This window comes from Mesorhizobium sp. RSR565B (genome assembly GCF_054719465.1).
The window spans coordinates 406,840-429,660 of sequence record NZ_JBTTIE010000001.1 but is presented as its reverse complement, the minus strand read 5'-3'; the positions used below and the strand labels follow the sequence as shown (position 1 = coordinate 429,660).

Sequence of the window (22,821 nt, the reverse complement as noted above, 5' to 3'; positions counted from 1 at the left end):
GGTGGCCTTCATGCAGCGCACGCATCGGGAGTTTGCAAGACCGACCCCGGCGCAATCGCCGGCAACGAATTGGACTTTCTCAGGATACAGGTGAACTCAATGCCATTGGTGAGCGTCTCATGGACCTCTTCAACTTCCAATCCAATCATGCCGAGCCTCCCCAATATCATGACGATCTCCGCGAAACTTGCAGGCGTGAATTGCCAAGCATGGACATCGATGTAGCCTCCATTGCTGTTTTTCCATTCGTCGATGGCGTGTTGGGTCCGAATGGCCAATTCATCCAGGCTCGGCGCCGGACCGTGATCGCCCAGCCAATGTCTTGACGCCTCATTGTGGGTGGTCAGCGCGCGTGTCGCGACGACGCTGGCCAACGTATGGACGCGCCGATCGTCAAAATGGGCGTCGATAACATCAGCAATGGTCGATGCCGGCAGCCGGCTGTCGAAGCAATACCGCTTGTCGGGAACAAGGATGAAATACCTGCCGTCATTTTCCAGAAGATTGCCGACATCGACTAGATGACGAACTAGGTCGGGCTGATGTTCGATGCAATGCGAACTGACGATGGCGTCGAACTTGCGATCGACTATGCGCAGGTCGCCAACAGGTGAAACAAAGTCAATCCTTGCTGGAATGGTGTCAGTGCCGTATCCGATTTTCCTGGCTCGCTCCGCCAGATCGTCGCTGGTCAGGACATCGAAATAGGTGACGTTGGCGCCGGTGAGGCAGGGTGCGAAGAAGGGCCCGATCTCAAGTGCAGATTTCGCTTTGCCGGCTGCATCAAGGATTGCGTCGCGCAATGCCTGCGGAGGAGTTGCTGCGGGCAATTCGACCGATACGCCTGGAGTTGCCATTGGCGCGGTCGATCCGTTTGCCGTACCGGCGACCCAGTGTATCAGACGCCCTATGCACAGGTGGCTCGCCCAGCTTGCGATCATGACAAAACACCCTGGGCCAGAGAAAGGCTGGAGCGGATTAATGGTAAGATTCTCGATTCATAACCTCTACTTAAGGCATTCAAAAAAATATGAACATCTTCAGCAAAGTGTCAATGTAAATATCAATAAAGCCATCGAGAGCGGTTTGAATCGCGGATGCATCGTACTCTCTGGAAAAATCGATATTCACAGCTTATTCCATATTTAGCGCGCTGTAAGATAACCTACCAGAAATCGGATAGTTGTCGATCGATGTCTTGTGTTTCCCCACAGCCTGCTGGTAGGGATGAGAAAGTGGATTCTGAAGACGGTTCTTGTCGCTTCAAGGGGGCCCAGCATGAGCATGCAGCAGTCAGCGATCGTTGACGCCAACATTTGCCGCCACGAACACCGCGTTCTTACCCCTATCATAACGAACGCCAGAAACGCATTTGTCGATCTCATTCGCGGCCGGTAGTGTCTTGGGGGATTCTTCGTGTGCTGCTAGCGCTGGGCGTGATGTTCGGTCACGCCGACTTTGGTCGTTTGCAAATGACCGGCGGCTTGGTTGGTGTCCAGGCCTTCTATATGGTTTCTGGTTTCTACATGGGCCTCATTCTGGGCGGCCGCTACAAATCTGCATGGTTGTTTTATTCGAATCGCGCCCTTAGAATCTACCCGACCTATTGGCTGGTTCTCGCCCTCACCTTTGTCTATGTTGGTATCGACACATATATCGGCGGCCTGAATAGTCTGCCATCCCCTGTCACCTCCTCCGCCCTGGCTGGCGGGCTGCCGGTGCTGTTTACGCTGACCAAGGACAGCAGAATCGACCGCCTGATTGGGGAGCTTTCCTATCCTCTCTACATTTCGCATCTGCTGGTCCTCGAGGTGATGCGCACAACTCTACCGATATCAGGAGCATCAAGAGCCGCAGCGGTCTTTGTTATCTGCATCGCTTTCGCTGCGCTGCTCGCCGTGTTCGTGGAAATGCCCTTCAGAACTATCCGTGATCGGCGGTTGGCAGCCAGCTTGAAAGCGGCGCATCCAGTTCAATTCTCCGGAGCGCTCCCGCATCAGCCCCCGCTAGCTTGAAGAGGAGGATATCCTTATGCGCCTACGAGAACTGTTGAAGGGATGTAAACCAATCAGCCCCGAAGTGCCGGCCGCAATTGCTGAACCAGCGCAGGCTGAACCAACCCCTGGGTTTTTGATCATGCCGACACGCGGCGACCATACCGTGGCGCCGCCAAAGATCGTCACGCATATGGGCGCAATGGGATATCTTTCCTCTAACTACAATCATTCCGGCGCACGTGTGCTCGAATTAGGGTCGCGCGTCGTCACCGGAGCAAACTATCGGGCGCATTTCGACAAGGCAGACTATGTCGGCTTTGACTTCTATGAAGGGCCGAATGTCGACGTGGCCGGCGACGCCCATAGACTGTCTACATATTTCAACGAAAGCCAGCGGTTCGACTTGGTCTATTCGCTCGCCGTTTTTGAGCACCTCTATATGCCTTGGGTGATCGCGCAGGAGATTGCCAAGGTCATGAAGGTCGGTGGCGTTGCCTACATCGAAACGACCTTCGCCTACGCCGCCCACGAGCGCCCGTGGAACTTCTTTCAGTTCTCGGAACTTGGCCTTCGCGTCTTGTTCAACAAGTCGCTTGGTTTCGAGATTCTCGATATGGGGATGAGCAACCCGATGATGGGCTTCTTCAGTGACGACTGCGATGAATATCTCCAGCGCCGGCCGATCCCTGAACTGTACTGCCATAGTTCGATCCTGTGTCGCAAAGATCGCGAGGCGGTGAATTTCGATTGGACGCAGGTGCAAGCGGACGATGTGGTAGACGGCGATCGCTATCCGGCCCCTCAAAAGTCCTAAAGCGGCTGACGCGTCATTTCTCCGCAGGTGATTGGTGGACTCTCTTTCAAAATCACTTTCTGTCCAGGCAATAAGAGGAACCGCTGCAACACTGGTTGTTTTACTGCATGTTTGCACAATGTCGTCATTCGGGAAGAATCAATGGGGCGCTTATGCCTACAATTTTTTCTTGCAGTTTGGGGCATTCGGGGTCGATATTTTTTTCGTCGTCAGCGGAGTGATCACCGCCGGTCTGCTGCGGCAGAAACAGGCTGACCATCCTCTTCATTCCCTGCAATTCTTTGTAAGGCGTTTTGTCAGGATTTATCCGATCTATTGGCTTTCGCTAGGTGCGACAATCGCCGTCTCACTCGGGAGCAGCGGTCTCTATCCGGTCGATTTTTCGCAGCTGACGTTGAGGAATATCGGCCTGCTGACGACGAGTCCTCTGCATCCGCTCAGTTGGACGCTTTGCAATGAGATCCAATTCTATCTGGTCGCGGGTTTGGCCATGCTGTTCGGCAGGAGGTCTGGACCGGCGATCGCAGTCTGGGGCGCGGCCCATATTGTGGCAGTGATTGCCGCCGGGCGCGGCTGGGACCGCGGATGGTATTTTGCCACCCCTATCACTTTGGAGTTCCTGCCGGGATTGCTGATCGGCTACATCGCGCCTCGGCTGTCTTTGCCGTTGCCGCGAGCCGGTATGGTCCTGGGTTGTATCATCGTCGCTGTGGCAGGGTTTTACGCTGCCCAGCCGCTCGGAACCACGACCGGGCTGCTTCGCGTTGCAGTTTATGGAACAGCCGCGTCGCTGATCGTATGGGGTGCTCTGTCCGTGGAAAGGGCAGGCTGGCGCCCGGCCGAGTGGCTCACATTTCTAGGCGACATCTCATATTCGAGCTATATGTGGCATTGGCCGATCATGATCGCAGTGTCGCTCCTGTTTGGTGCATGGTTGAGCCGTTCAGCGGGTGTCGTCCTTTACATTCTTTCCACAGGCATTTGTGTCTTGATCGCAAGCTGGGCAAGCCATCGATGGATAGAGCGCCCGTCGACACGATGGGCAGGCAGTCTGTTCCGCAGGTCGGGGCAATCCGGGTCGATGGCGCCGAGCTCTCCTGTCGCCGTCGCGCCGCTGCCTGCCCCTGCGCTGCCGAACGGACTGGCGGTTCAGCAAACCTGAGACCTGGTTTGGCGTGACATGCGGTCCATGCCGGCAAATGGCAGTAATCCGCCGCCAGCCGCCGTCAGTAATCCGTTCATCCCTTGGCGTCAAATATCTGGCGAGCCGATTTTCGACCACAATGAGGGCATGTGTGTCCAATCTCGCGGCTGGGCGGCCCGTTCTTCATGCCGCGAGGATTCTGCGGAAATACGGCACCGACGACCCGGGTTCCGTTGCTCTATCATCGGCGGCTTGCCTGTCCGTTCGCCGGCAGGCCCGAGCATCTTTGCATAGGGTAAGGCTGGTCGAAGCCGGACGACACCGGCAGGCAGACCGAAGCTATATTTTCGCGGTTTTGGGCTTGGGTCCCGGCCGTCTCAGACGGCGTAGCCGCCATAACCGTGTGCGACCGGCTTGACCGAGACGGCCGGCTGGACCGCGGGCCAGAGGATCCCTGCCGTGACTGCAAAGGTGATCAGGGCATCGCGTGCGGCCTCAGTCGAGATTTCGCCGGCGCGTGCCGCCTCGCAGGCCCTCACGGCCGCGCCATAGCTCAGGCGCCGGCGTGACGGCGGAAATTCGGTCAGGAAATCATGCATCTCGAACAGCGAGGCGAGCATGCGTTTGTGGCCGGCGCCAACGCTAACGGCAACCGGGGTGAAGAACATCGCGTCGTGCATTCTGGCCTCTCTGGATGGGCGGAAAGGCGGCGGTCGCCGCTCTCCGATCGCGGGTTGGACGCCAGAAAACGCGGCTGGCGGCCCGAGGTTCCCTGAGAGATGCCATGACAGGCCGATTTGCTTCTTGAGGTCGCTCCCCGGCCGGCATCCGCGGTTGCGGCTATTTCCACATGCCGCGCATGCGGGCGCCGAGGTCGACGCGGACTTCAGATCTGTGGCGCGGATCGTCCTTTGCGTGGACGCTCGCCCAAGAGGTCTGCTCGAAGGCGCCGAGGATCGAGGCCGGGATGAAACGGGTTCGCGAGGCATAGACGTGGCGGTCGCCGCGCGCTGCCTGGCCGTGAGTGAAGAAGCGCTGCGGCGTCACCAGATGCAGGCCGTCCTTGGCCCGCGTCATCGCGACGTAAAGCAGCCGGCGCTCCTCCTCGATGTCTTCCTTGGTGCCGACGCCGAGATCGGCCGGGATGCAGCCATCGACGGTGTTGAGCACGAAGACGTTCTTCCATTCCTGGCCCTTGGCCGAATGAATGGTCGACAGGATCAGATAGTCCTCGTCGCGGTGCGGCGGCCCGGCCTGGTCGCTGGTCGCATCCGGTGGATCCAGCGTCAGCTCGGTCAGGAAGCGCTCGCGCGAAGCATAGCCTGAACCGATCTGCTCGAGCTGCATGAGGTCGGCCCGCCGCGTCGTCGCATCCTCGTGGATGCGCTCAAGATGCGGCTCGTACCACAGCCTGACCTGTTCGAGATCGGCCGGCCATTTCCCCGACCGCGCGCGCAGGCCGGAATAGAGCGCAACGAAGGCCGGCCAGTCCTCAGCTGCGCGTTGCGGCGGCCGGTAGCGGGCCAGCCCCATCGCGTCATCGAGCGATGTCGCCATGGTCTCGACGATGGTGCTCGCCGCCGAAGGGCCGATGCCGGGCAGGAGCTGCAGCACGCGGAAGCCGGCGACGCGGTCGCGCGGGTTCTCGGCAAAACGCAGCACCGAAAGCACGTCCTTGACATGGGTGGCGTCGAGGAATTTGAGCCCGCCGAACTTGACGAAGGGGATGTTGCGGCGCGTCAGTTCGATCTCCAGCGGGCCGCTGTGGTGCGAGGCGCGAAACAGCACCGCCTGCGATTTCAGCACCGTGCCGGCCTCGCGCTCGGCCAGGATGGCCTGGCAGACATAGTTCGCCTGCTCGGCCTCGTCGCGCACGCTGACCAGTTTCGGCCTTTGCGAGGATTTGCGCTCCGACCAGAGGTTCTTGGTGAAGCGCTCCGACGCCTCCGAGATGACCGCGTTGGCTGCCGCCAAAATAGTCACGGTCGAGCGGTAGTTGCGCTCCAGCATGATGACATCGGCGGCTCGCGCGAATTGTTGCGGGAAATCGAGGATGTTGCGCACTTCCGCGGCGCGAAACGAATAGATCGACTGCGCGTCGTCGCCCACCACTGTCAGTCCGGCGCCGTCCGGCTTCAGCGCCGAAAGGATCGAGGCCTGCAGCCGGTTGGTGTCCTGGTATTCGTCGACCAGCACATGGTCGAAACGCGAGCCCAGATGCGCCGCGATCTCCTGCTCGGCGGCCATTTGCGCCCAGTAGAGCAGGAGGTCGTCGTAATCGAGCACGTTCTGCGCCTGCTTGGCCTCGACATATCGGGCGAACAGCGCCTTCAGCTGTTCGGCCCAGCCGGCACACCACGGAAAGGCCGAACCCAGCACCTCGCCGAGCGGCGCCTGAGCGTTGACGGCGCGCGAATAGATCGCCAGGCAGGTGCCCTTGGTCGGAAAACGGCTTTCGGTCTTCGAGAATCCAAGTTCATGCCGGGCAAGATTCATCAGGTCGGCGGAATCCTCGCGGTCGTGAATGGTAAAGGCCGGGTCGAGGCCGATCGTCAGCGCATAGTCGCGCAGCAGCCTGGCGCCGATGCCGTGAAACGTGCCGGCCCAGGCCAGCGCGTCGGCGATGACGGACGCGTCTCGGCCCAGCACCTCGCCGGCGATGCGTTCGACCCGCCTGGCCATTTCGGTGGCGGCGCGGCGCGAGAATGTCATAAGCAGAATGCGTCTGGGATCAGCGCCCTTGACGATCAGATGAGCAACCCGGTGGGCGAGCGTGTTGGTCTTGCCGGAGCCGGCGCCGGCGATCACCAGCAGCGGCCCGGCGATCTGGCCGTCGCCATGTTCGACAGCGAGCCGCTGCTCGGCGTTGAGCTTCGTCAGATAGGCGGGCTGCAAGGACGAATCATTGATGGCGATGGTCATCGCCTATCAAGCATCGTTTCCGCTTTGTTCGCAACGGGCGGAAGTCGCCCTTACCGCCGTGGCGCGACACCCGTTGCCGCCGACTGGCGCCGCAAGGCGGCGCGTTCGTCGCCAGGCACCGGCAACGGATCGAAATTGTCGGGCACGTCCTTGATGATCTCCTTGGCGATGCGATAGGTCGCGTAAGCGAAAAGTCCGGTAATGAGCAGACGGATCATGGCGCGATCTCCTTTGGGCAACCAACCTCAGAGCCGCCGTTTGGTTCCAGCCGACGCGGCGTCGTTTGCGAGCGTGCAACCAAAGCCGAACCACCTCGTTGCCTTACGAAGGAGAGGGCAGACCTAGGAGGTCGCCATGAAGAGGCTTCTGATTTTGTTGGCCGCCAGCTTGGCGCTCGCCGCCTGCGACGGCGACATCCAGCCAACCAAAGCCCCTGTGCTCGATCAAACCCCGCAGACGGATTCGGCGCCAAAGCCGGCGGCCGGCGGCGATCAGCCCGCGCAATGATCGTTTTAGCGGGACGACAAGGCTGAAGGTGGCCTTCGGGAGAAGAAGGCCGGCGCCGCTTGGGAGGTGAGCTGATAGCGCCGGCCAGGCGGATATCAGGTCCGCCGCAACAACCGAAGATAGCTGAGTCTCTCGCCTGCGTCATGAGGTGGCAGTTTTCGTGCCGGTCTGCTCGTGCCGTCTGCGCAAAACCAGCAGAAAAGACCACAAATCCCGCAAGGCCGCGGAAAGAATCCGACCTCAGGCAATGGCCTTGCGCAGCACCGGGCCGCCGGCAATCCCGGCGTCCAGCTGGCACTGCGTCAGCGCCGCCTCGGCCATGATCCACTGCTTGAACAATTCCACCTTGCGCGTGTAGGGCGCGGTGACCGGGCAGACGAAATACCAGCCGGCGGTGTTGGGGTGATGCACGGCAAACGGCGCCACCAGCCGCTCTGCGCGGATCTCGCTCGCCATATAGGCGCGGTTGGCGACTGCAAAGCCCATGCCGGCATTGGCCGCCTCATAGGACATCATGCAGGAATCGAAATAGATGCTCTTGGTCTCGCCGAGCACGGAACTCGCGCCGGCAAAACCCAGCCACGACTGCCAGTTCTGCGTGCAGGTGTCGGAATGCAGCAGCGTGAAATGCCTGAGGTCGTCGGGCGTCACCTTTGACGGCGGCCTATCGCCGAGAACCTCGTGGAACAGCTTCCTGCTGCACACCGGCGTCAAATCCTCCTTGAACAGCAGGTCCGCCTTGAGGTCGGGAAAGCTGCCGTCGCCATAGCGGATCTCGAGGTCGAACTCGGAGGTGGCGAACTCATTGGTGGCGTAGGAGGTCGAGACCCGCATTTCGATTTCGGGATATTGCCGCTGGAACAGCGGCAGGCGGGCAAACAGCCAGCGCGCCGCGAACGTCGGCAGCACCGAAATCTTCAGCACATGCGCCTGCGACTGTCCGGTCGCCTCCATGCTGGCCGCCACGATGCGCTCCAGCGCCTCGCGAACGCGCGACACATAGGTCTCGCCTTCGGGTGTCAGCGACACCGCATTGCCGCCGCGCTGGAAGATCTTGAAGCGCAGCTGTTCCTCAAGGCTTTTGACGCGCTGGCTGACGGCGGAAGCAGTAATAAACTGCTCTTCGCCCGCGCGCGTGAAGTTACGGTGCCGGGCGGCACTTTCGACAATCTTCAGCGAATTGAGGTTGACCTGACTGAGCAGACGCACGCGTTTCGACCTTAAGCTGGGCTTACACTAGCACCAGCATTCCTAATTTTACAGGGGTGGGGAAATTAATCGACAGTTTACCAAGTGATGCCCCCATCCTGGAGAAGTAGAATGAACGCCCATACCATACCTGAACTGCGCTACGCGATGAGCCGAGAAGCCATTATCGGCCATGAGACGGCCTGGAAAGTGTCGGGTTTCGGCGTTGCGCAGTATCTGCATGGCTACGACCCGGCGCTGCTGGCGGCGATCGAAGAGGCGGCGTTGAAGCTCAAGGCCAGCCACGCCGTGCACAAGCACCTCGACCTTACCTTCATCACCGGCGCCGACCGTTTTATCCCGGAGATCAAGGAGTTGCTGCATGACAAGCTGCGCCTGGAACGTCTGTCCGACATGATGGGCGCCAAGCTCGAGCCCTATCCGCTGTCGATCGTCGGCTCGACCGTCACTTTCATGAATCCCAAGGACGGCGCCGTCGATTGGCATTGCGACGGTGTCCCGGTCACCGAACTCATTCCGCTGTCGATCAGCAATCCGCTGGTCGGCGGCCATCTCGAAATCTACTGTGACGATTCCGAGACCGGCCGCGCCATCCTTGAATCCGGCCGCGAAATCCCGCGCAACCAGGTCATGCGCATCGACCACAAGATGAACTATGCCACACTCGGCCAGTTTCTCGGTGTGCTGCACCGCACCGCGCCGATCCAGCTCGGCTCGCGCGTCACGCTGGTCCTCAACCAGCGCTCTGTGGCCAAGCCCTACGTCGACGACAATCGCATGTTCTATCTCGCAGCCGACAATGATCACGATCGCGAATGGGTCAACGAACTGGCCGAAGACGTCTGGACGAACCAGCTGCCGGCCTATCGCCGCTTCGAGGAAGAGCGTCCGGTTGCGGCGGCGACCGATGCGCCGGTCCCGGGCGGATCAAGGGAATCATGGTAGCCAGGGCATAGAAGTGGACACCGGTTTGGCCGTCGGTAACATCATGGTCGGCGATAAGGACAAGGCACCGTCGCGCCGATTCCGGGATGGATCGGGTTCGCCATCGGCCCTGGTCTTCGCCGCCGGCGCGGTCGCCCTGTGGTCGACCAACGCGCTGGTCGGCAAATCCCTGCTGGCCAGCCATCCGGTGTCGCTCGTGCAGTTGCTGCAGTTTTGTGGAGCGGCTCTGGTGTTCGCCGTCATCCATCTGGCGAGCCGGAAGGGGGACACGCAAGACGCAGCCTTTGCCAAGGGTGCTGACGGCACCCTGGCGCCGGTCGCGGTCGGCTTTATTGGCCTGGTCGGCACCATGGTGCTGCAATACATCGCCTTTGCCTCCATGCCGGTGATCGAGGCCAATCTCGTCGCCTACACCTGGCCGCTGATGGTCGCGGCGGCGGTCATCGTGCTGGGCAAGCGGCAACGCCCCGTGCTTCTGGGTTTGACTGCCGTGCTTGGCTTTGTCGGCGTGGCGCTGGTGATCTCGGGTGGTCGCGGCCAGCCTTTTCTCCAGGGCAGCATCGTCGGCTATCTCGCTGCCTTCGGCTCGGCGCTGTGCATGGCCTTCTATTCGATTGCGGTCGCCCGCCTGGCCACACCGTCGGAGCGTTTGCTTTTGCCTTCGGCATTGGTCGGCGTCGGCCTGACCTTGCTGTGGTGTATTCACGACGGCGCAGCCTGGCCATCCAGTGAGCACCTCCTGCTTGGCCTCTATCTCGGTGCCGGTCCGATGGGGCTGGGATATTATTTCTGGTCGCGCGCCTTGAAGCTTGAAGGCGGCGGCAAGGTTGCGGTCATCGCCTATCTGACCCCGATCGCATCGACGCTGCTGCTGACACTTTCGGGCGAAAGGCTGACGCTGACCGCGATAGCCGGTGCGGTCCTCGTCATCGGCAGCTGTATTGCGGTGGGCATAGAACGCTCGGAGGCTGAACATGCTTGACGACGATGAACGCCTCGCCAGACAGGAAGCATTCTGGCTGCTCAAGGAGTTCGGCGCCGAGGCGCCGCTCTACGCCGCCATGAAGGCCGAAAAGGCGATAGAGCAAAAAGATTTCGGCCGGTGCGCCCGCTGGAAGCGCATTCTGGACATACTGGCCGACTCTAAACCTGCGGCGTCCGTGCAGTTGAAATCTGCTGGCGCGAAGTCGGCCGTTTCCAAGTATTAGATTTTCTAATTTGCAACGTTGCAACCTGTTGTGGAAACATCCTCCTGTTCCGATTCTTGATCGTTTATTGAGACTTTAGCGACCCGTTGGGGGGGGCAGCTAGGTCGATACATCAAGAGAAGTCTTAAAAAAAGCCGGCAACTTCATGACCGGCGGGAGAAACAGAATTGCACACCATCGACAGCAAGACCGCTATTGAACTGACTGCTGACATCGTCTCGGCCTATGTCGGCAACAATCCTCTCCCTGCGTCTGGCCTGCCGGATCTGATTGCCAGCGTCAGCGCATCGGTGCGCAAGCTGGGCAGCATTGCCGCCGTGGAAAGCCCCGCGCTGAACCCGGCTGTCAATCCGAAGCGGTCGGTGTTTCCCGACCACATCGTCTGTCTGGAAGATGGCAAGAAATTCAAGTCGCTGAAGCGCCACTTGATGACCGACCATGGTCTCAGCCCGGAGGAATATCGTGGCAAATGGGGCTTGCCGTCGGACTATCCGATGGTGGCGCCGAACTACTCCGCGACCCGTTCGGCACTGGCCAAGTCTTCGGGCCTCGGCCGCAAGCCGGCCGTTCCGGCCGCCGCGGCCAAGGTGACGAAGCGCAAACCCAAAGCCTGAACCAGGCAGCCTCTGAAAAGTCAGTCTGCTGTTTGCAATGGACGGCGCGCTTAAGGCGCGCCGTTTTCATGCCTTATGCCCCCGCCGGCGCCCAGGCCCTTGCGAAGCGCCGCCCTCCCGTGCAAAAGCCCCGGCATGCTTATCATCAACGATCTTTCGCTCCGCATGGCCGGACGCTTGCTTCTCGATCATGCCTCGCTGACCTTGCCGGCCGGCACAAAGGCCGGCCTCGTCGGCCGCAACGGCACCGGCAAGACGACGCTGTTCAAGGCCGTCACCGGCGACTTTCCCTCCGAGACCGGCTCGATAAGCCTGCCCAAGAACACCCGCATCGGCCAGGTGGCGCAGGAAGCGCCCGGCACCGAGGAGCCGCTGATCGAAATCGTGCTCAAGGCCGACCTCGAGCGCACCGCATTGCTCGAGGAGGAAAAGACCGCCACCGACGCGCACCGCATTGCCGACATCCATATGCGGCTGGCGGATATCGATGCGCATTCGGCGGAATCTCGCGCGGCCACCATCCTCGCTGGCCTTGGCTTCGACGACGCCGCGCAGCGCCGCCCGGCCTCGTCCTTCTCCGGCGGCTGGCGCATGCGTGTGGCGCTCGCCGCGGTGCTGTTTGCCGAGCCCGACCTTCTGCTGCTCGACGAGCCGACCAACTATCTCGATCTCGAAGGCACGCTTTGGTTGGAAAACTACGTGTCGAAATATCCGCACACGGTGCTTCTGATCTCGCACGATCGCGACCTGCTCAACCGCGCCGTCAATTCCATCGTTCATCTCGACCAGAAGAAGCTGACCTTCTGGCGCGGCGGCTACGACCAGTTCGAGCGCCAGTACACCGAGCAGAAGGAATTGCAGGAGAAGGGCCGCGTCAAGCAGGAAGCCGCGCGCAAACACATGGAGTCCTTCGTCGAACGCTTCCGCGCCAAGGCTTCGAAGGCGAGACAGGCGCAGTCGCGCATCAAGGCGCTGGAGAAGATGAAGCCGATTGCCGCGATCGTGAACGACACGGTGCGGCCGTTCTCTTTCCCCGAACCGGTGAAAACGGTGGCGTCGCCGATCATTGCCTTGAACAACGTCAATGTCGGCTACACCGAGGGCCAGCCGATCCTGAAGAAGATGACGTTGCGCATCGATGCCGACGATCGCATCGCGCTGCTCGGCGCCAACGGCAACGGCAAGTCGACCTTCGCCAAGCTTCTCTCGGGCCGGCTGAAGCAGGAAACCGGCACCATGACGGTGGCGCCGGGCCTGAAGGTGGCGATCTTCGCGCAGCATCAGCTCGACGATCTCAGGCCTGATGAAAACGCCTACGAGCATGTCCGCCGGCTGATGCCGGAGGCGCCGGAATCCAAGGTACGTGGCCGCGTCGCCCAGTTCGGTCTCACCACCGAGAAGATGAACACCGCCGCCAAGGACCTGTCCGGCGGCGAGAAGGCGCGCCTGCTGATGGGCCTGTCGGCCTTTGAGGGGCCAAACTTGTTCATCCTCGACGAACCGACCAACCATTTGGACATCGACAGCCGCGAGTCCCTGATCCATGCGCTGAACGAGTTTCCCGGCGCCGTCATCCTCATCTCGCATGACCGCCATCTGCTGGAAGCGACCGCCGACCGGCTGTGGCTGGTCAAGGACGGGGCGGTCAACCCGTATGACGGCGACCTTGAGGACTACAAGACGCTGGTCACCGGCGTGTCCGGCAACCGACGCGGCAAGCGCGAGGCCGAGAAGGCATCCAAGGCCGATCGCCGCCGCGATGCCGCGGCGCGCCGCGCCGCCTTCGAGCCGCTGGCAAAGGAAATCCGCGCCACCGAAGCGCTGATGGACCGCATCCGCAAGCGCATCGACCTGATCGAGGATGAACTCGCCAATCCGGCGGTATACGAGAAGGATCCATCGACGGCGACCCGGCTGGCCAAGGAGCGCTCGCAACTGGCACAGCAGCTTGCCGGTCACGAGGAAAAGTGGCTGACCATGTCGGCCGAGTACGAGGAAGGCACGGCGGAGTGATTTACCCTCCCCCTTGTGGGGAGGGTCGATCCGCAAAGCCGAGCGGGGCGGGGGTCTGCGCCGCACCCCACCCCGGCGCTGCGCGCCGACCCTCCCCATCAAGGGGAGGGTAAGATCTGGCCCTACACGCCGCCCGCGAAACCCGCTAAAAACGCCGCATGAACCAGCACGCCAAGCTCAGAATCGGCCACTCCGCCTGTCCGCATGATTGCCCTTCGACCTGCGCGCTCGAGGTCGAGCTGCTCGATGGCAACCGCATCGGCCGTGTCCATGGCGCCAAGTCCAATACGTATACGGCTGGCGTCGTCTGCGCCAAGGTCGCGCGCTATGCCGATCGTGTCCATCATCCGGACCGACTGCTGAAGCCGCTGATGCGCGCCGGCGCCAAGGGCGACGGCGTCTGGAAGGAATCCAGCTGGGAAGCGGCACTCGACGTCGTCGCCGAGAACTTCATCGCGGCCGAGGAAAAATACGGCTCCGAGACCGTCTGGCCTTATTTCTATGCCGGCACGATGGGGCTGGTGCAGCGCGACGGCATCGACCGGCTGCGCCATGCGAAAAAATACTCCGGCTTCTTCGGCTCGATCTGCACCAATCTGGCCTGGACCGGCTGGATGATGGGAGCGGGCGCCTTGCGCGGTCCCGATCCGCGCGAGATGGCGAAGTCCGACTGCGTGGTGATCTGGGGCACCAATGCCGTGGTCACGCAGGTCAATGTCATGACCCACGCCATCAAGGCGCGGAAGGAGCGTGGCGCCAGGATCGTCGTCATCGATGTCTACGAGAACGCGACGATGAAGCAGGCCGATATAGGCCTTGTGCTGAAGCCCGGCACCGATGGCGCGCTGGCCTGCGCGGTCATGCATGTGCTGTTCAGGGAAGGCATGGCCGACCGCGCCTATCTCGAAAGATACACCGACGATCCGAAGGGGCTGGAAGCGCATCTGGAGACGCGCACGCCGGAATGGGCTTCCGCCATCACCGGTCTTGCCGTCACCGAGATCGAGGCTTTCGCCCGCCTCGTCGGCACGACGAGGAAAACCTATTTCCGCCTCGGCTATGGCTTTGGGCGTCAGCGCAATGGTTCGGTCAACATGCACGCGGCGTCCGGCATCGCCGCCGTCACCGGCGCCTGGCAATATGAGGGTGGCGGTGCCTTCCATTCCAATTCCGGCATCTTCAAGCTCAACCAGGATGTGCTGGAAGGCACCGCGATGCGCGATCCCAATATTCGCCATCTCGACCAGTCGCGCATCGGTCCGGTGCTGACCGGCGCAGCGGACGCGCTTTACGGTGGCCCGCCGGTGACGGCGATGCTGATCCAGAACACCAACCCGGTGAATGTCGCACCCGAGCAGCGGCTGGTGAAACATGGTTTTCTGCGTGATGACCTGTTCACCTGCGTGCACGAACAGTTCATGACCGACACGGCAAAGCTTGCCGATGTCGTTTTGCCGGCAACGATGTTTCTCGAGCATGACGACGTCTACAAGGGCGGTGGCAACCAGCACATCACGCTCGGTCCCAAGCTGATCGAACCGCCGGAAGGGCCGCGCACCAACCATTTCGTCATCGAGCAATTGGCGCAGCGTCTCGGCGTCGCCGACCGGCCGGGCTTTGGCCTGACCGAGCAGCAGCATATCGACATCATCCTCGGCAAGCGCGGGCTGGGCTCCTTCGCCAGCCTCAAGGAAGACAAATGGGTCGACCTGCAGCCGGATTTCGAGGCGGCGCATTTTATCGATGGTTTCGGCCATGCCGACAAGAAATTTCACTTCCGCGCCAACTGGAGCGGGCAGGCGGCGCCCAACCGGCCGCCGAAAAGCATGGGCCTGTTCGGGCCGGTGGCGGAACTCCCCGAATTCCCCGACCATGTCGACCTGATCGAGGTCGCGGATGCGGAGCATCCGTTCCGGCTGACGACATCACCGGCGCGCAACTTCCTCAATTCGACCTTCTCGGAAACGCCGGTGTCGAAGGCCAAGGAAGGCCGGCCGGAATTGTTGTTGCATCCGGACGACGCTGCCGCGCTTGGCTTGGGCGACGGCGACCGTATCGAGGTCGGCAACCGGCGCGGCGAGGTGGTGCTGCACGCAAAGCTGTTCGAAGGCCTCAAGCGCGGCGTGGTGATCGCCGAGGGCATCTGGCCAAACAGCGCCCATGAGCGTGGCGAAGGCATCAATGTGCTCACCGGCGCCGACGCACCAGCGCCCTATGGCGGTGCGGCCTTCCACGACAACAAGGTCTGGCTGCGGCCGGCGGGCTAAAGCAATTCCAGGAAAAGTGTGAGCGGTTTTCCGTCCGGAATTGCGTAAAAGTGACTGGCTATCCCGGCAGAGGTACCGTCAGCCCCACCTTGACACGGTCCATGGCAACGAAGGTGCGGAATTTTCGGACATTCTTGCTGTCGAAGAACAGTCTGCGCGTCAGGGCCTCATAGGCCCCCATGTCGGCCGCGGTGATGACTAGGATGAAGTCGGCCTCGCCGGTGACGTAGTAGCATTGCTGCACTTCGGGCTCTGCCGAGAATTGCCGCTTGGCCGCGTCGATCAGGTCCGAGCGTTCGCTCTCCAGTTCCACTTCGACGAAGATGGTGATGGGATGGCCGACCGCCGCCGGGTCGACCACGGCGACATTGCCGGCAATGACGCCGGACTGTTCCATGCGCTTGATGCGCCGCTGCACCGCCGGCGCCGACAGGTTGACGGCTTCGCCGATCAGCCGCTGCGGCGTCGTGTTGTCCCGCTGCAGGATGGCAAGGATGGCGAGGTCGAAACTGTCGAGCGAAGGCGATCGAGGCAAAGCGCTATCCCGGCGAAACAAACTTGCATTTCGAAGCGCCAATAACAGCGCTATTTGCGCCTCGGCTGCAATATGATTTCGTCACACCCAAAGGAGGCCGCCCGTGTTCCTGCTCAACAGCAATGCCTTGCACCGTCGGCCGCTCGATCCGGTCGATGCCGAAACGCTGGGGAATGCCGGCGCCGATACGGTCGAGCGCTTTCTGGCCCATCGCGACAATCACCTGGCAACTCCGTTGCATGCATTGCCGACGCTGGCCGGGGAACTCGGCCTCGGCGCCGTCCACATCAAGGATGAAGGCTTTCGCCTCGGTCTCGGCAGTTTCAAGGCCCTCGGCGGCGCCTATGCCGTTTTTCGACTGGTGCTGGAGGAGGCGAGCCGATCGCTTCATCGGCCCGTTGACGTGGCCGATCTCAACCGGTTCGACGTCCGGGCGGTCGCTGCCGGCATGACGGTTGCCTGCGCCACCGACGGCAATCACGGCCGCTCGGTCGCGCAAGGTGCACAGTTGGTTGGCGCGAAAGCGGCAATCTTAGTTCACGCCGGCGTCAGCGAGGCGCGCATTGCAGCAATAGCCCGCTATGGCGCCGAGATGATCCGCGTCGACGGCAATTATGACGACTCGGTCAGGCAGGCCGCCGAGGTTTCAGCGGAGCAAGGCTGGACCGTGGTGTCCGACACCTCCTGGCCGGGCTACGAGCGCATCCCCGGTCTGGTCATGCAGGGCTATACGGCGATCGTGCGCGAAGCGTTGGGCCAGTTGCCGCAGCCGCCGACCCATGTCTTCGTGCAGGCCGGTGTCGGCGGCATTGCCGCCGCCCTGGCCGGCCATCTCGCCATCGTGCTCGGTGACGCCAGGCCGACCTTCATCGTCGTCGAGCCGGCCCGCGCCGCCTGCGTTGTCGCAGCCGCCCGGGCGGGCCACGTGGTCAAGGTCGCACACGACCAGCCGACGGTGATGGCGATGCTCGAATGCTACGAGGCCTCGCAAGTTGCCTGGCGCGTTCTGGCGCGGGTTGCCGATGCCTTCATGACGGTGGATGAGGAGGAGGCGGTCGCGGTGATGCGGCGGCTGGCACGGCCGGCTGGCAATGATCCAGTGATCGTCGCCGGCGAAAGCGGCGGCGTCGGTCTGGCCGGGCTGATCCGGGCGGTGGCCGACCACAAGGCCGCTCTCGGGTTCGACGACAAATCCCGCGTGCTTGTAATCAACACCGAAGGCGCCACAGACCCGCACCGCTATACCGAGCTGGTCGGGCAGAGCCCCGCCGATGTGCTGGCCGGCAAGCTGAAGGCCGAGGCATAGCCATGATCGGGATCGATGCACAGCGTCTGCTTGGCCGCATCCGGGAACTCGCCGCCGTTGGCCGCGACAGTGAGGATAGGCTGATCCGGCTCGCCGCCTCCGACACAGACAAACAGGGCCGTGACCTCTTTGTCGGCTGGCTCAGGCAGGCCAGGCTGGAAGTCGCCATCGACCGGGTCGGTAATATCTTCGGCATCTGGCAAAGCCCCGACAATGCCGGGCAGGCGCCGCTGCTCATCGGTTCGCATATCGACACCGTCATCGATGCCGGCATCTATGATGGCTGCTACGGCGTGCTGGCCGGGCTGGAGGTGATCGAGACGCTGCAGGCTTCGGGCTTTTCGCCGTCGCGCCCGGTCGCGGTCGCCTCTTTCACCAATGAGGAAGGTGTGCGCTACACGCCTGACATGATGGGCTCGCTATGCCATGCCGGTGGCGTCAGTGCCGAGGCCGTGCTGGCCGCCATCGGCACGGATGGCAGCGTGCTCGGCCAGGAGCTCGCCCGCATCGGCTATGCCGGCGACCGCGAACCCGGCTTCCTCAAGCCGCATGCCTATCTCGAACTTCATATCGAGCAGGGGCCGGTGCTGGAGCGTGAAGGCGTGCCGATCGGCGCGGTCGAGAATTTGCAAGGCATTTCCTGGCAGCGCATCACCATCGACGGCGCCGCCAACCATGCCGGCACCACGCCGATGTCGATGCGCAGCGACGCCGGCCACGCCGCCGCCCGCATCATCACCTTCCTGCACGATCGGGCCAGGGCTTCAAATGGGCCAACCGTGGCCACGGTCGGCACGATGCGCTTCGAACCCAACGCCATCAACGTCATTCCCGCGCGCGCCGTCTTCACCATCGACCTGCGCGATCCCGACGAACAGCGCTTGCAGGCGCATGAGGCGGCCCTTGCTGCCTATCTCGAGGAGCTTGAGGTTTTGGAGAACGTATCGATCTCGGTCGAGCGGCTCGCCCGCTTCGAACCGGTGCTATTCGACATCGGCATCGTCGAACGGATCGAGGCGGCCGCGAAGAACCGCGGTCTCGGCGTCAGGCGCATGACATCGGGCGCCGGCCATGACGCGCAGATGATGGCCCGCCTCGCGCCGGCGGCAATGATCTTCGTCCCGAGCGCCGGTGGCATCAGCCACAATCCGCGCGAACACACTGAAGATGCCGAGCTTGTCGCCGGCACCAACATCCTGCTTGATGTCGCCAGTGAGCTTGCAAGATAGGTCGGGGAGAAAATGGCTGAGCTCGATCGTGATGTGCTGAAGCAGGAAATGACCGGCTGGCGGCGCGATTTGCACGCGCACCCCGAGTTCGGCTTTGAGGAAAAGCGCACCGCTGCCTTTGTCGCCGCGAAGCTGCGCGAATTCGGGCTGGACGATGTTGCAGAGGGGGTCGGCGGCACCGGCATCGTCGGCACATTGAAGCGCGGCAGCGGCAACCGGGCGATTGCGCTCAGGGCCGACATGGATGCGCTGCGCATCACCGAGCAGTCCGCGACCGCCCATCGCTCGCAGAACCCCGGCATCATGCATGCCTGCGGCCATGACGGCCACACCACCATGCTGCTCGGCGCGGCAAAGCTGCTGGCCGCCGAGGGCGGTTTCGACGGCACCGTGCGCTTCATCTTCCAGCCCGCCGAGGAATGGGGCAGGGGCGCGCTGGCGATGCTGGACGACGGGCTGCTGCAGCGCTTTCCCTTCGACGAGATTTTTGGCCTGCACAACATGCCTGGCCTGCCCGTCGGGCATTTCGAGACCCGTGCCGGCCCGTTCATGTCGGCGGAGGACAATTTCGAGATCGTGCTCAAGGGCATCGGCGGCCATGCGGCGCGGCCACATTCCGGGAACGAGACCTTGGTCGCCGCCTGCGCGCTGGTCACCAATCTGCAGACCATCGTCTCGCGCCGGCTGAGTCCCGCCGACATTTCGGTGGTTTCGGTGACCGAGCTGATCACCGACGGCACCCGCAACGCATTGCCCGGCCTCGCCCGCATCCTCGGTGACGCCCGCAGTTTTCGTCCCGAGGTCAGCGCCGAGATCGAGCGCCAGATGCGGGTCATCGCGGCAGGCACCGCCGCTGCCTACAATGTCGCCGCCGACGTGACCTATAGCAGGGAATTCGTGCCGCTGCAGAACGATGCCGACCTGGTGGACGCGGCCTTTGTCGCCGCAAGGCGCGTGCTGGCCTATGGCGCCGCCAGCATCGCGGCGGAGCCGATGACCGCCTCGGAGGATTTCGCCCGCTTCCTCGATCACGTACCGGGCTGCTTCGTCTTTCTCGGCAATGGCGAGACCTCGCCGCCGCTGCACAATTCCAGCTACGACTTCAACGATGACGGGCTGTTGCATGGCACGGATTTCCATATCGCGATCGTCAGGCAAAGACTGGGCGGCGCGATCGGGAAATGACGCCTGATCGCCTTCGCAACTGGCCCAAGCGGCACTGCTATCGCCAGCCAGCTGCCGGGTTTAGGGAGATTGCCTGTTGCCGGAGATCGCACGCCGATGACCAGGGTTTCGCTTCTGGGAATACCGCATGACGAGAACTCGTCCTATCTCAAAGGCGCGGCCGCAGCGCCGGCCCTGATCCGGCGGGAACTCAAAAGCGACGCGCACAGCTCGTGGAGCGAAACCGGCTTCGATGTGGCGGACAGTTTCGTCGACCACGGCGACATCGACTTTTCAGGCGCCGGCGGTCCATGGGAGCGGATCGAGGCCGAGGTCGGCCGCGCGCTGGATGCCGGCCACCCGTTGATCAGCCTCGGTGGCGATCATGCCATCGCCTGGCCGGTGCTGCGTGCCGTGCGCCGCCGCCATGCCAGGCTAACGATCGTCCAGATCGACGCCCATCCCGACATCTACGATGCCTATCAGGGCAACAGGCGGTCCCACACCTCGTCCTTCGCGCGCATCCTGGAGGAGGGGCTGGCCGACCGGCTGATCCAGATCGGCTCGCGCACCCTCAATGATGAGCTTCGTGACCAGCTCAAGCGCTTCGGCGTCGAAATGATCGAGGCGCGGCATTTCAGCGAGGATCTGCAGCTCGATCTCAAGACGCCGGTCTATCTCTCGGTCGATCTCGACGGCCTCGACCCGGCTTGTGCGCCCGGCGTGTCGCACCGCGAACCCGGTGGTCTTACAACCCGGCAAGTGATCAACCTGATCCAGCGGATCGACCAGCCCATCGTCGGCGCCGATGTCGTCGAATACAATGCAAGCCAGGACGTCTCCAATCTCACCGCGCTGGTTGCCGCCAAGCTGGTCAAGGAGATCGCCGGCATGATGCTCAAGACGCATGGCGCCGGCTGAATCAATCTGGCAGGGCGGCATGGTAGATCATTGTTGCGACTCGCATTTCCAGTGAAAGCCGCCATGCCGCATCCATTGAAAATAGCCATAGCCGGTGCGCTCGGCCGCATGGGCAGGGAGATGGCGCTGGCCGTCGAGACCGATCCCAGGCTGGCGCTCGTCGCCCGCTTTCACAGGCCGGGCAGCATCGGTGAGGGGCTGGTCGAGCGCGACGAAGCACTGGCGCTTGCGGATGTCGTCATCGATTTCACCACGCCTGCGGCCTCCGTCGATCTTGCACAAGCTTGCGCGGCCCGCGGCGGCCCGGCGCTGGTCATCGGCTCGACCGGCTTCGAGCCGGCCGATCTCGCCGCCATCGCTACTGCTTCGAAGTCCGTCGCCATCGTTCGCTCCGGCAGCTACTCGCTCGGGCTCAGCATGCTGACCGGGCTGGTCGAGCAGGCGGCGCGAGCACTTGGTCCCGACACCGACATCGAAATCCTGGAAGCGCATCACCGCATGAAGGTCGACGCACCGTCGGGCACGGCGCTGATGCTGGGCGAGGCGGCCGCTCGCGGACATGGCGTCAGGCTGGACGATGTGGCGAAACGCATCCGCGACGGCGTTACAGGTCCACGCCCTGCCGGCGAGATCGGCTTTGCCGTGCTGCGCGGCGGCAGCATCGTCGGCGAGCACAGCGTGAGCTTGCTGGCCGAGGGCGAGACGCTCACGCTTTCCCATTCGGCCGCCGACCGCTCGATGTTCGCGCGCGGCGCCATTGCGGCAGCACGCTGGGTCGCCGTCCGGCCGCCCCGCGAATACGACATGCGCGACGTACTGGGCTTCACGACCTTTTGAGATGCAAGCGTAACGCAACGAGGGGCGTTGCGAGGTCGGAGCCGTATAGAGAATAGAATATAGCAACAACTACGCCATTTCGCGCCTTCCTAGACCGAACCGAACGGTTCGGTTCGCACATTTTTGTGATTGGCAATGGCAGCAACGCACACCCATTTCGGGGTGGTCCGAGCGACGCGAATTCCTCCCAAGGCACGCCACTTGACGGACAGAACTGAAAAATCTGGATTACCTGAAATGACCAAGATCGCACTTACCGCTGCTGCCATCCTCCTTGCCACCGGCACCGCTTTCGCAGGCAGCGACCACTACGGCTCCGACAGCGTCAACCAGCCTGCTGTAACAGCGCCCGCCGGCAACATCGATCACAATTATACCGCCTCGATCCGCAAGCCGGCCAGCCTCGGCGATTTCACGATCAAGGGCGACTCGAACCAGCCGGAATCCGGCCAGGGCATCTGGGGTCGTTGATTTTCTGAGAAATCTACGACCACAAAGAGCGGTGGGCCCGGCCCACCGCTCTTGTTTTTATGCAATCGACTCGGGGCCGCAAAGATCTTGAATCAATCCGCCAGCAATTGGTCCTATCTCCTTGTTTGACCGTGGTCTTTTCAAAACACGGTTTGCGGCTGTCACCTGCGGCTAGCCCGTTAGGCAGCTTGGTCTAGCTTAGATCCTTCGGCTTGATGCAATGCGTCAACCGGGCCGCGCCGAAGCCGAGATCCGCCCAGTCGCCGTCGATGACAAAGCGGGCAAGGGCGCCGGTCGGGAATTTCTCTTCAAGTTTCCTGAGAGCAGCCACACCCGATCGCGGACCGGCGAGCCGGCGGGCAAAGTCCTCCAGGCCGGGATTATGGCCGAGCACCAGGAGACAGCTAGCCGATGCGACTGCCTGCTGCAGCTCGGCCAGAATGTCGCCAGCCGTGGCTTCGAAAAGCGCCTCGGCGAACTCCACCGTTACGCTCGCCGACAGTTCCGCCGAGACCAGCCGCCATGTCTCGCGCGTACGCAGCGCCGGCGACACCAGCGCCAGGTCAGGCAGCCAACTGCGCCGGGCCAGTTCGCGCCCCATCAGCGGCGCCGTCTTCAGCCCGCGCGGCCCGAGCGGCCGGTCGAAATCAGCAAGCGCCGGGTCGTCCCAGCTCGACTTGGCGTGGCGCAGCAGGAGCAATTGTCTCGGTGTCGCCAT

General features: G+C 62.4%; 23 protein-coding genes. 16 read left to right on the top strand and 7 right to left on the bottom strand.

Annotated elements, in window-relative coordinates; genetic code table 11:
• Positions 1-8 precede the first annotated feature (8 nt).
• Positions 9-941: a class I SAM-dependent methyltransferase gene (locus ACYG9R_RS02160; protein WP_245260074.1), complete on the bottom strand. Its 933-nt coding sequence runs from the start codon at positions 939-941 to the stop codon at positions 9-11.
• Between the two features lie 477 nt (positions 942-1,418).
• On the opposite strand from ACYG9R_RS02160, the gene ACYG9R_RS02155 reads away from it, so the two are divergent.
• Genes ACYG9R_RS02155 through ACYG9R_RS02145 form a run of 3 tightly spaced genes read left to right on the top strand, consistent with a single transcriptional unit; the run spans position 1,419 to position 3,973 of the window.
• Positions 1,419-2,015 (top strand): acyltransferase family protein, encoded by a 597-nt coding sequence (locus ACYG9R_RS02155; protein WP_155923277.1) that lies wholly within the window; start codon positions 1,419-1,421, stop codon positions 2,013-2,015.
• A 16-nt stretch (positions 2,016-2,031) separates the two neighbouring features.
• On the top strand, positions 2,032-2,811 hold the full coding sequence (locus ACYG9R_RS02150; protein ID WP_155923276.1) for a methyltransferase domain-containing protein: 780 nt from the start codon (positions 2,032-2,034) through the stop codon (positions 2,809-2,811).
• A 34-nt stretch (positions 2,812-2,845) separates the two neighbouring features.
• Positions 2,846-3,973 carry an acyltransferase family protein gene (locus tag ACYG9R_RS02145; RefSeq protein WP_196813603.1) on the top strand — a complete coding sequence of 376 codons (1,128 nt, stop codon included), beginning with the start codon at positions 2,846-2,848 and terminating at the stop codon, positions 3,971-3,973.
• A 359-nt stretch (positions 3,974-4,332) separates the two neighbouring features.
• Here the strand turns inward: ACYG9R_RS02145 and ACYG9R_RS02140 are convergent, their stop codons facing one another.
• The 3 genes from ACYG9R_RS02140 to ACYG9R_RS02130 all read right to left on the bottom strand — a co-directional run bounded on the left by ACYG9R_RS02140 (position 4,333) and on the right by ACYG9R_RS02130 (position 7,095).
• A complete protein-coding gene (locus ACYG9R_RS02140; protein WP_023670262.1) occupies positions 4,333-4,635 on the bottom strand; it encodes a DUF982 domain-containing protein in 303 nt (100 codons plus the stop codon).
• Between the two features lie 160 nt (positions 4,636-4,795).
• Positions 4,796-6,877, bottom strand: coding sequence for an ATP-dependent helicase (locus ACYG9R_RS02135; protein WP_023824115.1), 2,082 nt, complete (start codon positions 6,875-6,877; stop codon positions 4,796-4,798).
• A gap of 50 nt (positions 6,878-6,927) precedes the next feature.
• Positions 6,928-7,095, bottom strand: a complete 168-nt coding sequence (locus ACYG9R_RS02130; protein WP_023684745.1) for a hypothetical protein — start codon at positions 7,093-7,095, stop codon at positions 6,928-6,930.
• A 136-nt stretch (positions 7,096-7,231) separates the two neighbouring features.
• Between ACYG9R_RS02130 and ACYG9R_RS02125 the strand changes: the two genes are divergently transcribed.
• Positions 7,232-7,384 carry a hypothetical protein gene (locus tag ACYG9R_RS02125; protein ID WP_023701894.1) on the top strand — a complete coding sequence of 51 codons (153 nt, stop codon included), beginning with the start codon at positions 7,232-7,234 and terminating at the stop codon, positions 7,382-7,384.
• Between the two features lie 240 nt (positions 7,385-7,624).
• Here the strand turns inward: ACYG9R_RS02125 and ACYG9R_RS02120 are convergent, their stop codons facing one another.
• A complete protein-coding gene (locus tag ACYG9R_RS02120) occupies positions 7,625-8,593 on the bottom strand; it encodes a LysR substrate-binding domain-containing protein (protein ID WP_023670266.1) in 969 nt (322 codons plus the stop codon).
• A 111-nt stretch (positions 8,594-8,704) separates the two neighbouring features.
• On the opposite strand from ACYG9R_RS02120, the gene ACYG9R_RS02115 reads away from it, so the two are divergent.
• The 6 genes from ACYG9R_RS02115 to ACYG9R_RS02090 all read left to right on the top strand — a co-directional run bounded on the left by ACYG9R_RS02115 (position 8,705) and on the right by ACYG9R_RS02090 (position 15,640).
• On the top strand, positions 8,705-9,538 hold the full coding sequence (locus ACYG9R_RS02115) for a hypothetical protein (protein WP_023824114.1): 834 nt from the start codon (positions 8,705-8,707) through the stop codon (positions 9,536-9,538).
• A 13-nt stretch (positions 9,539-9,551) separates the two neighbouring features.
• The gene (locus tag ACYG9R_RS02110) at positions 9,552-10,520 is read left to right on the top strand and encodes a DMT family transporter (protein WP_245260073.1); all 969 of its coding nucleotides are present in this window, start codon (positions 9,552-9,554) and stop codon (positions 10,518-10,520) included.
• Positions 10,513-10,746, top strand: a complete 234-nt coding sequence (locus ACYG9R_RS02105; RefSeq protein ID WP_023684750.1) for a hypothetical protein — start codon at positions 10,513-10,515, stop codon at positions 10,744-10,746. Before ACYG9R_RS02110 ends, ACYG9R_RS02105 begins: the two co-directional genes overlap by 8 nt.
• 167 nt (positions 10,747-10,913) lie before the next feature.
• On the top strand, positions 10,914-11,360 hold the full coding sequence (locus tag ACYG9R_RS02100) for a Ros/MucR family transcriptional regulator (RefSeq protein WP_023670270.1): 447 nt from the start codon (positions 10,914-10,916) through the stop codon (positions 11,358-11,360).
• Positions 11,361-11,495: 135 nt separating this feature from the next.
• On the top strand, positions 11,496-13,373 hold the full coding sequence (locus ACYG9R_RS02095; RefSeq protein ID WP_023824113.1) for an ABC-F family ATP-binding cassette domain-containing protein: 1,878 nt from the start codon (positions 11,496-11,498) through the stop codon (positions 13,371-13,373).
• 158 nt (positions 13,374-13,531) lie between these two features.
• On the top strand, positions 13,532-15,640 hold the full coding sequence (locus tag ACYG9R_RS02090) for a molybdopterin-containing oxidoreductase family protein (RefSeq protein WP_023824112.1): 2,109 nt from the start codon (positions 13,532-13,534) through the stop codon (positions 15,638-15,640).
• Between the two features lie 58 nt (positions 15,641-15,698).
• On the opposite strand, the gene ACYG9R_RS02085 is transcribed toward ACYG9R_RS02090, so the two are convergent.
• A complete protein-coding gene (locus ACYG9R_RS02085; protein ID WP_023689068.1) occupies positions 15,699-16,175 on the bottom strand; it encodes an Lrp/AsnC family transcriptional regulator in 477 nt (158 codons plus the stop codon).
• 103 nt (positions 16,176-16,278) lie between these two features.
• Here ACYG9R_RS02085 and ACYG9R_RS02080 point away from each other — a divergent pair, with 103 nt between their 5' ends.
• The 6 genes from ACYG9R_RS02080 (at position 16,279) to ACYG9R_RS02055 (ending at position 22,103) form a co-directional block, all read left to right on the top strand.
• On the top strand, positions 16,279-17,481 hold the full coding sequence (locus tag ACYG9R_RS02080; RefSeq protein WP_023824111.1) for a diaminopropionate ammonia-lyase: 1,203 nt from the start codon (positions 16,279-16,281) through the stop codon (positions 17,479-17,481).
• Positions 17,482-17,483: 2 nt separating this feature from the next.
• Complete coding sequence (locus tag ACYG9R_RS02075; RefSeq protein WP_031199450.1) at positions 17,484-18,710, top strand: Zn-dependent hydrolase; 1,227 nt, start codon at positions 17,484-17,486, stop codon at positions 18,708-18,710.
• A 12-nt stretch (positions 18,711-18,722) separates the two neighbouring features.
• On the top strand, positions 18,723-19,895 hold the full coding sequence (locus ACYG9R_RS02070; protein WP_023695555.1) for an amidohydrolase: 1,173 nt from the start codon (positions 18,723-18,725) through the stop codon (positions 19,893-19,895).
• A gap of 96 nt (positions 19,896-19,991) precedes the next feature.
• Complete coding sequence (speB, locus tag ACYG9R_RS02065) at positions 19,992-20,795, top strand: agmatinase (protein WP_023693928.1); 804 nt, start codon at positions 19,992-19,994, stop codon at positions 20,793-20,795.
• 63 nt (positions 20,796-20,858) lie between these two features.
• On the top strand, positions 20,859-21,632 hold the full coding sequence (dapB, locus tag ACYG9R_RS02060; protein WP_023695553.1) for a 4-hydroxy-tetrahydrodipicolinate reductase: 774 nt from the start codon (positions 20,859-20,861) through the stop codon (positions 21,630-21,632).
• A gap of 237 nt (positions 21,633-21,869) precedes the next feature.
• Complete coding sequence (locus tag ACYG9R_RS02055; RefSeq protein ID WP_023689062.1) at positions 21,870-22,103, top strand: DUF680 domain-containing protein; 234 nt, start codon at positions 21,870-21,872, stop codon at positions 22,101-22,103.
• A gap of 193 nt (positions 22,104-22,296) precedes the next feature.
• On the opposite strand, the gene ACYG9R_RS02050 is transcribed toward ACYG9R_RS02055, so the two are convergent.
• Positions 22,297-22,821 carry a SixA phosphatase family protein gene (locus ACYG9R_RS02050; RefSeq protein WP_023705321.1) on the bottom strand — a complete coding sequence of 175 codons (525 nt, stop codon included), beginning with the start codon at positions 22,819-22,821 and terminating at the stop codon, positions 22,297-22,299.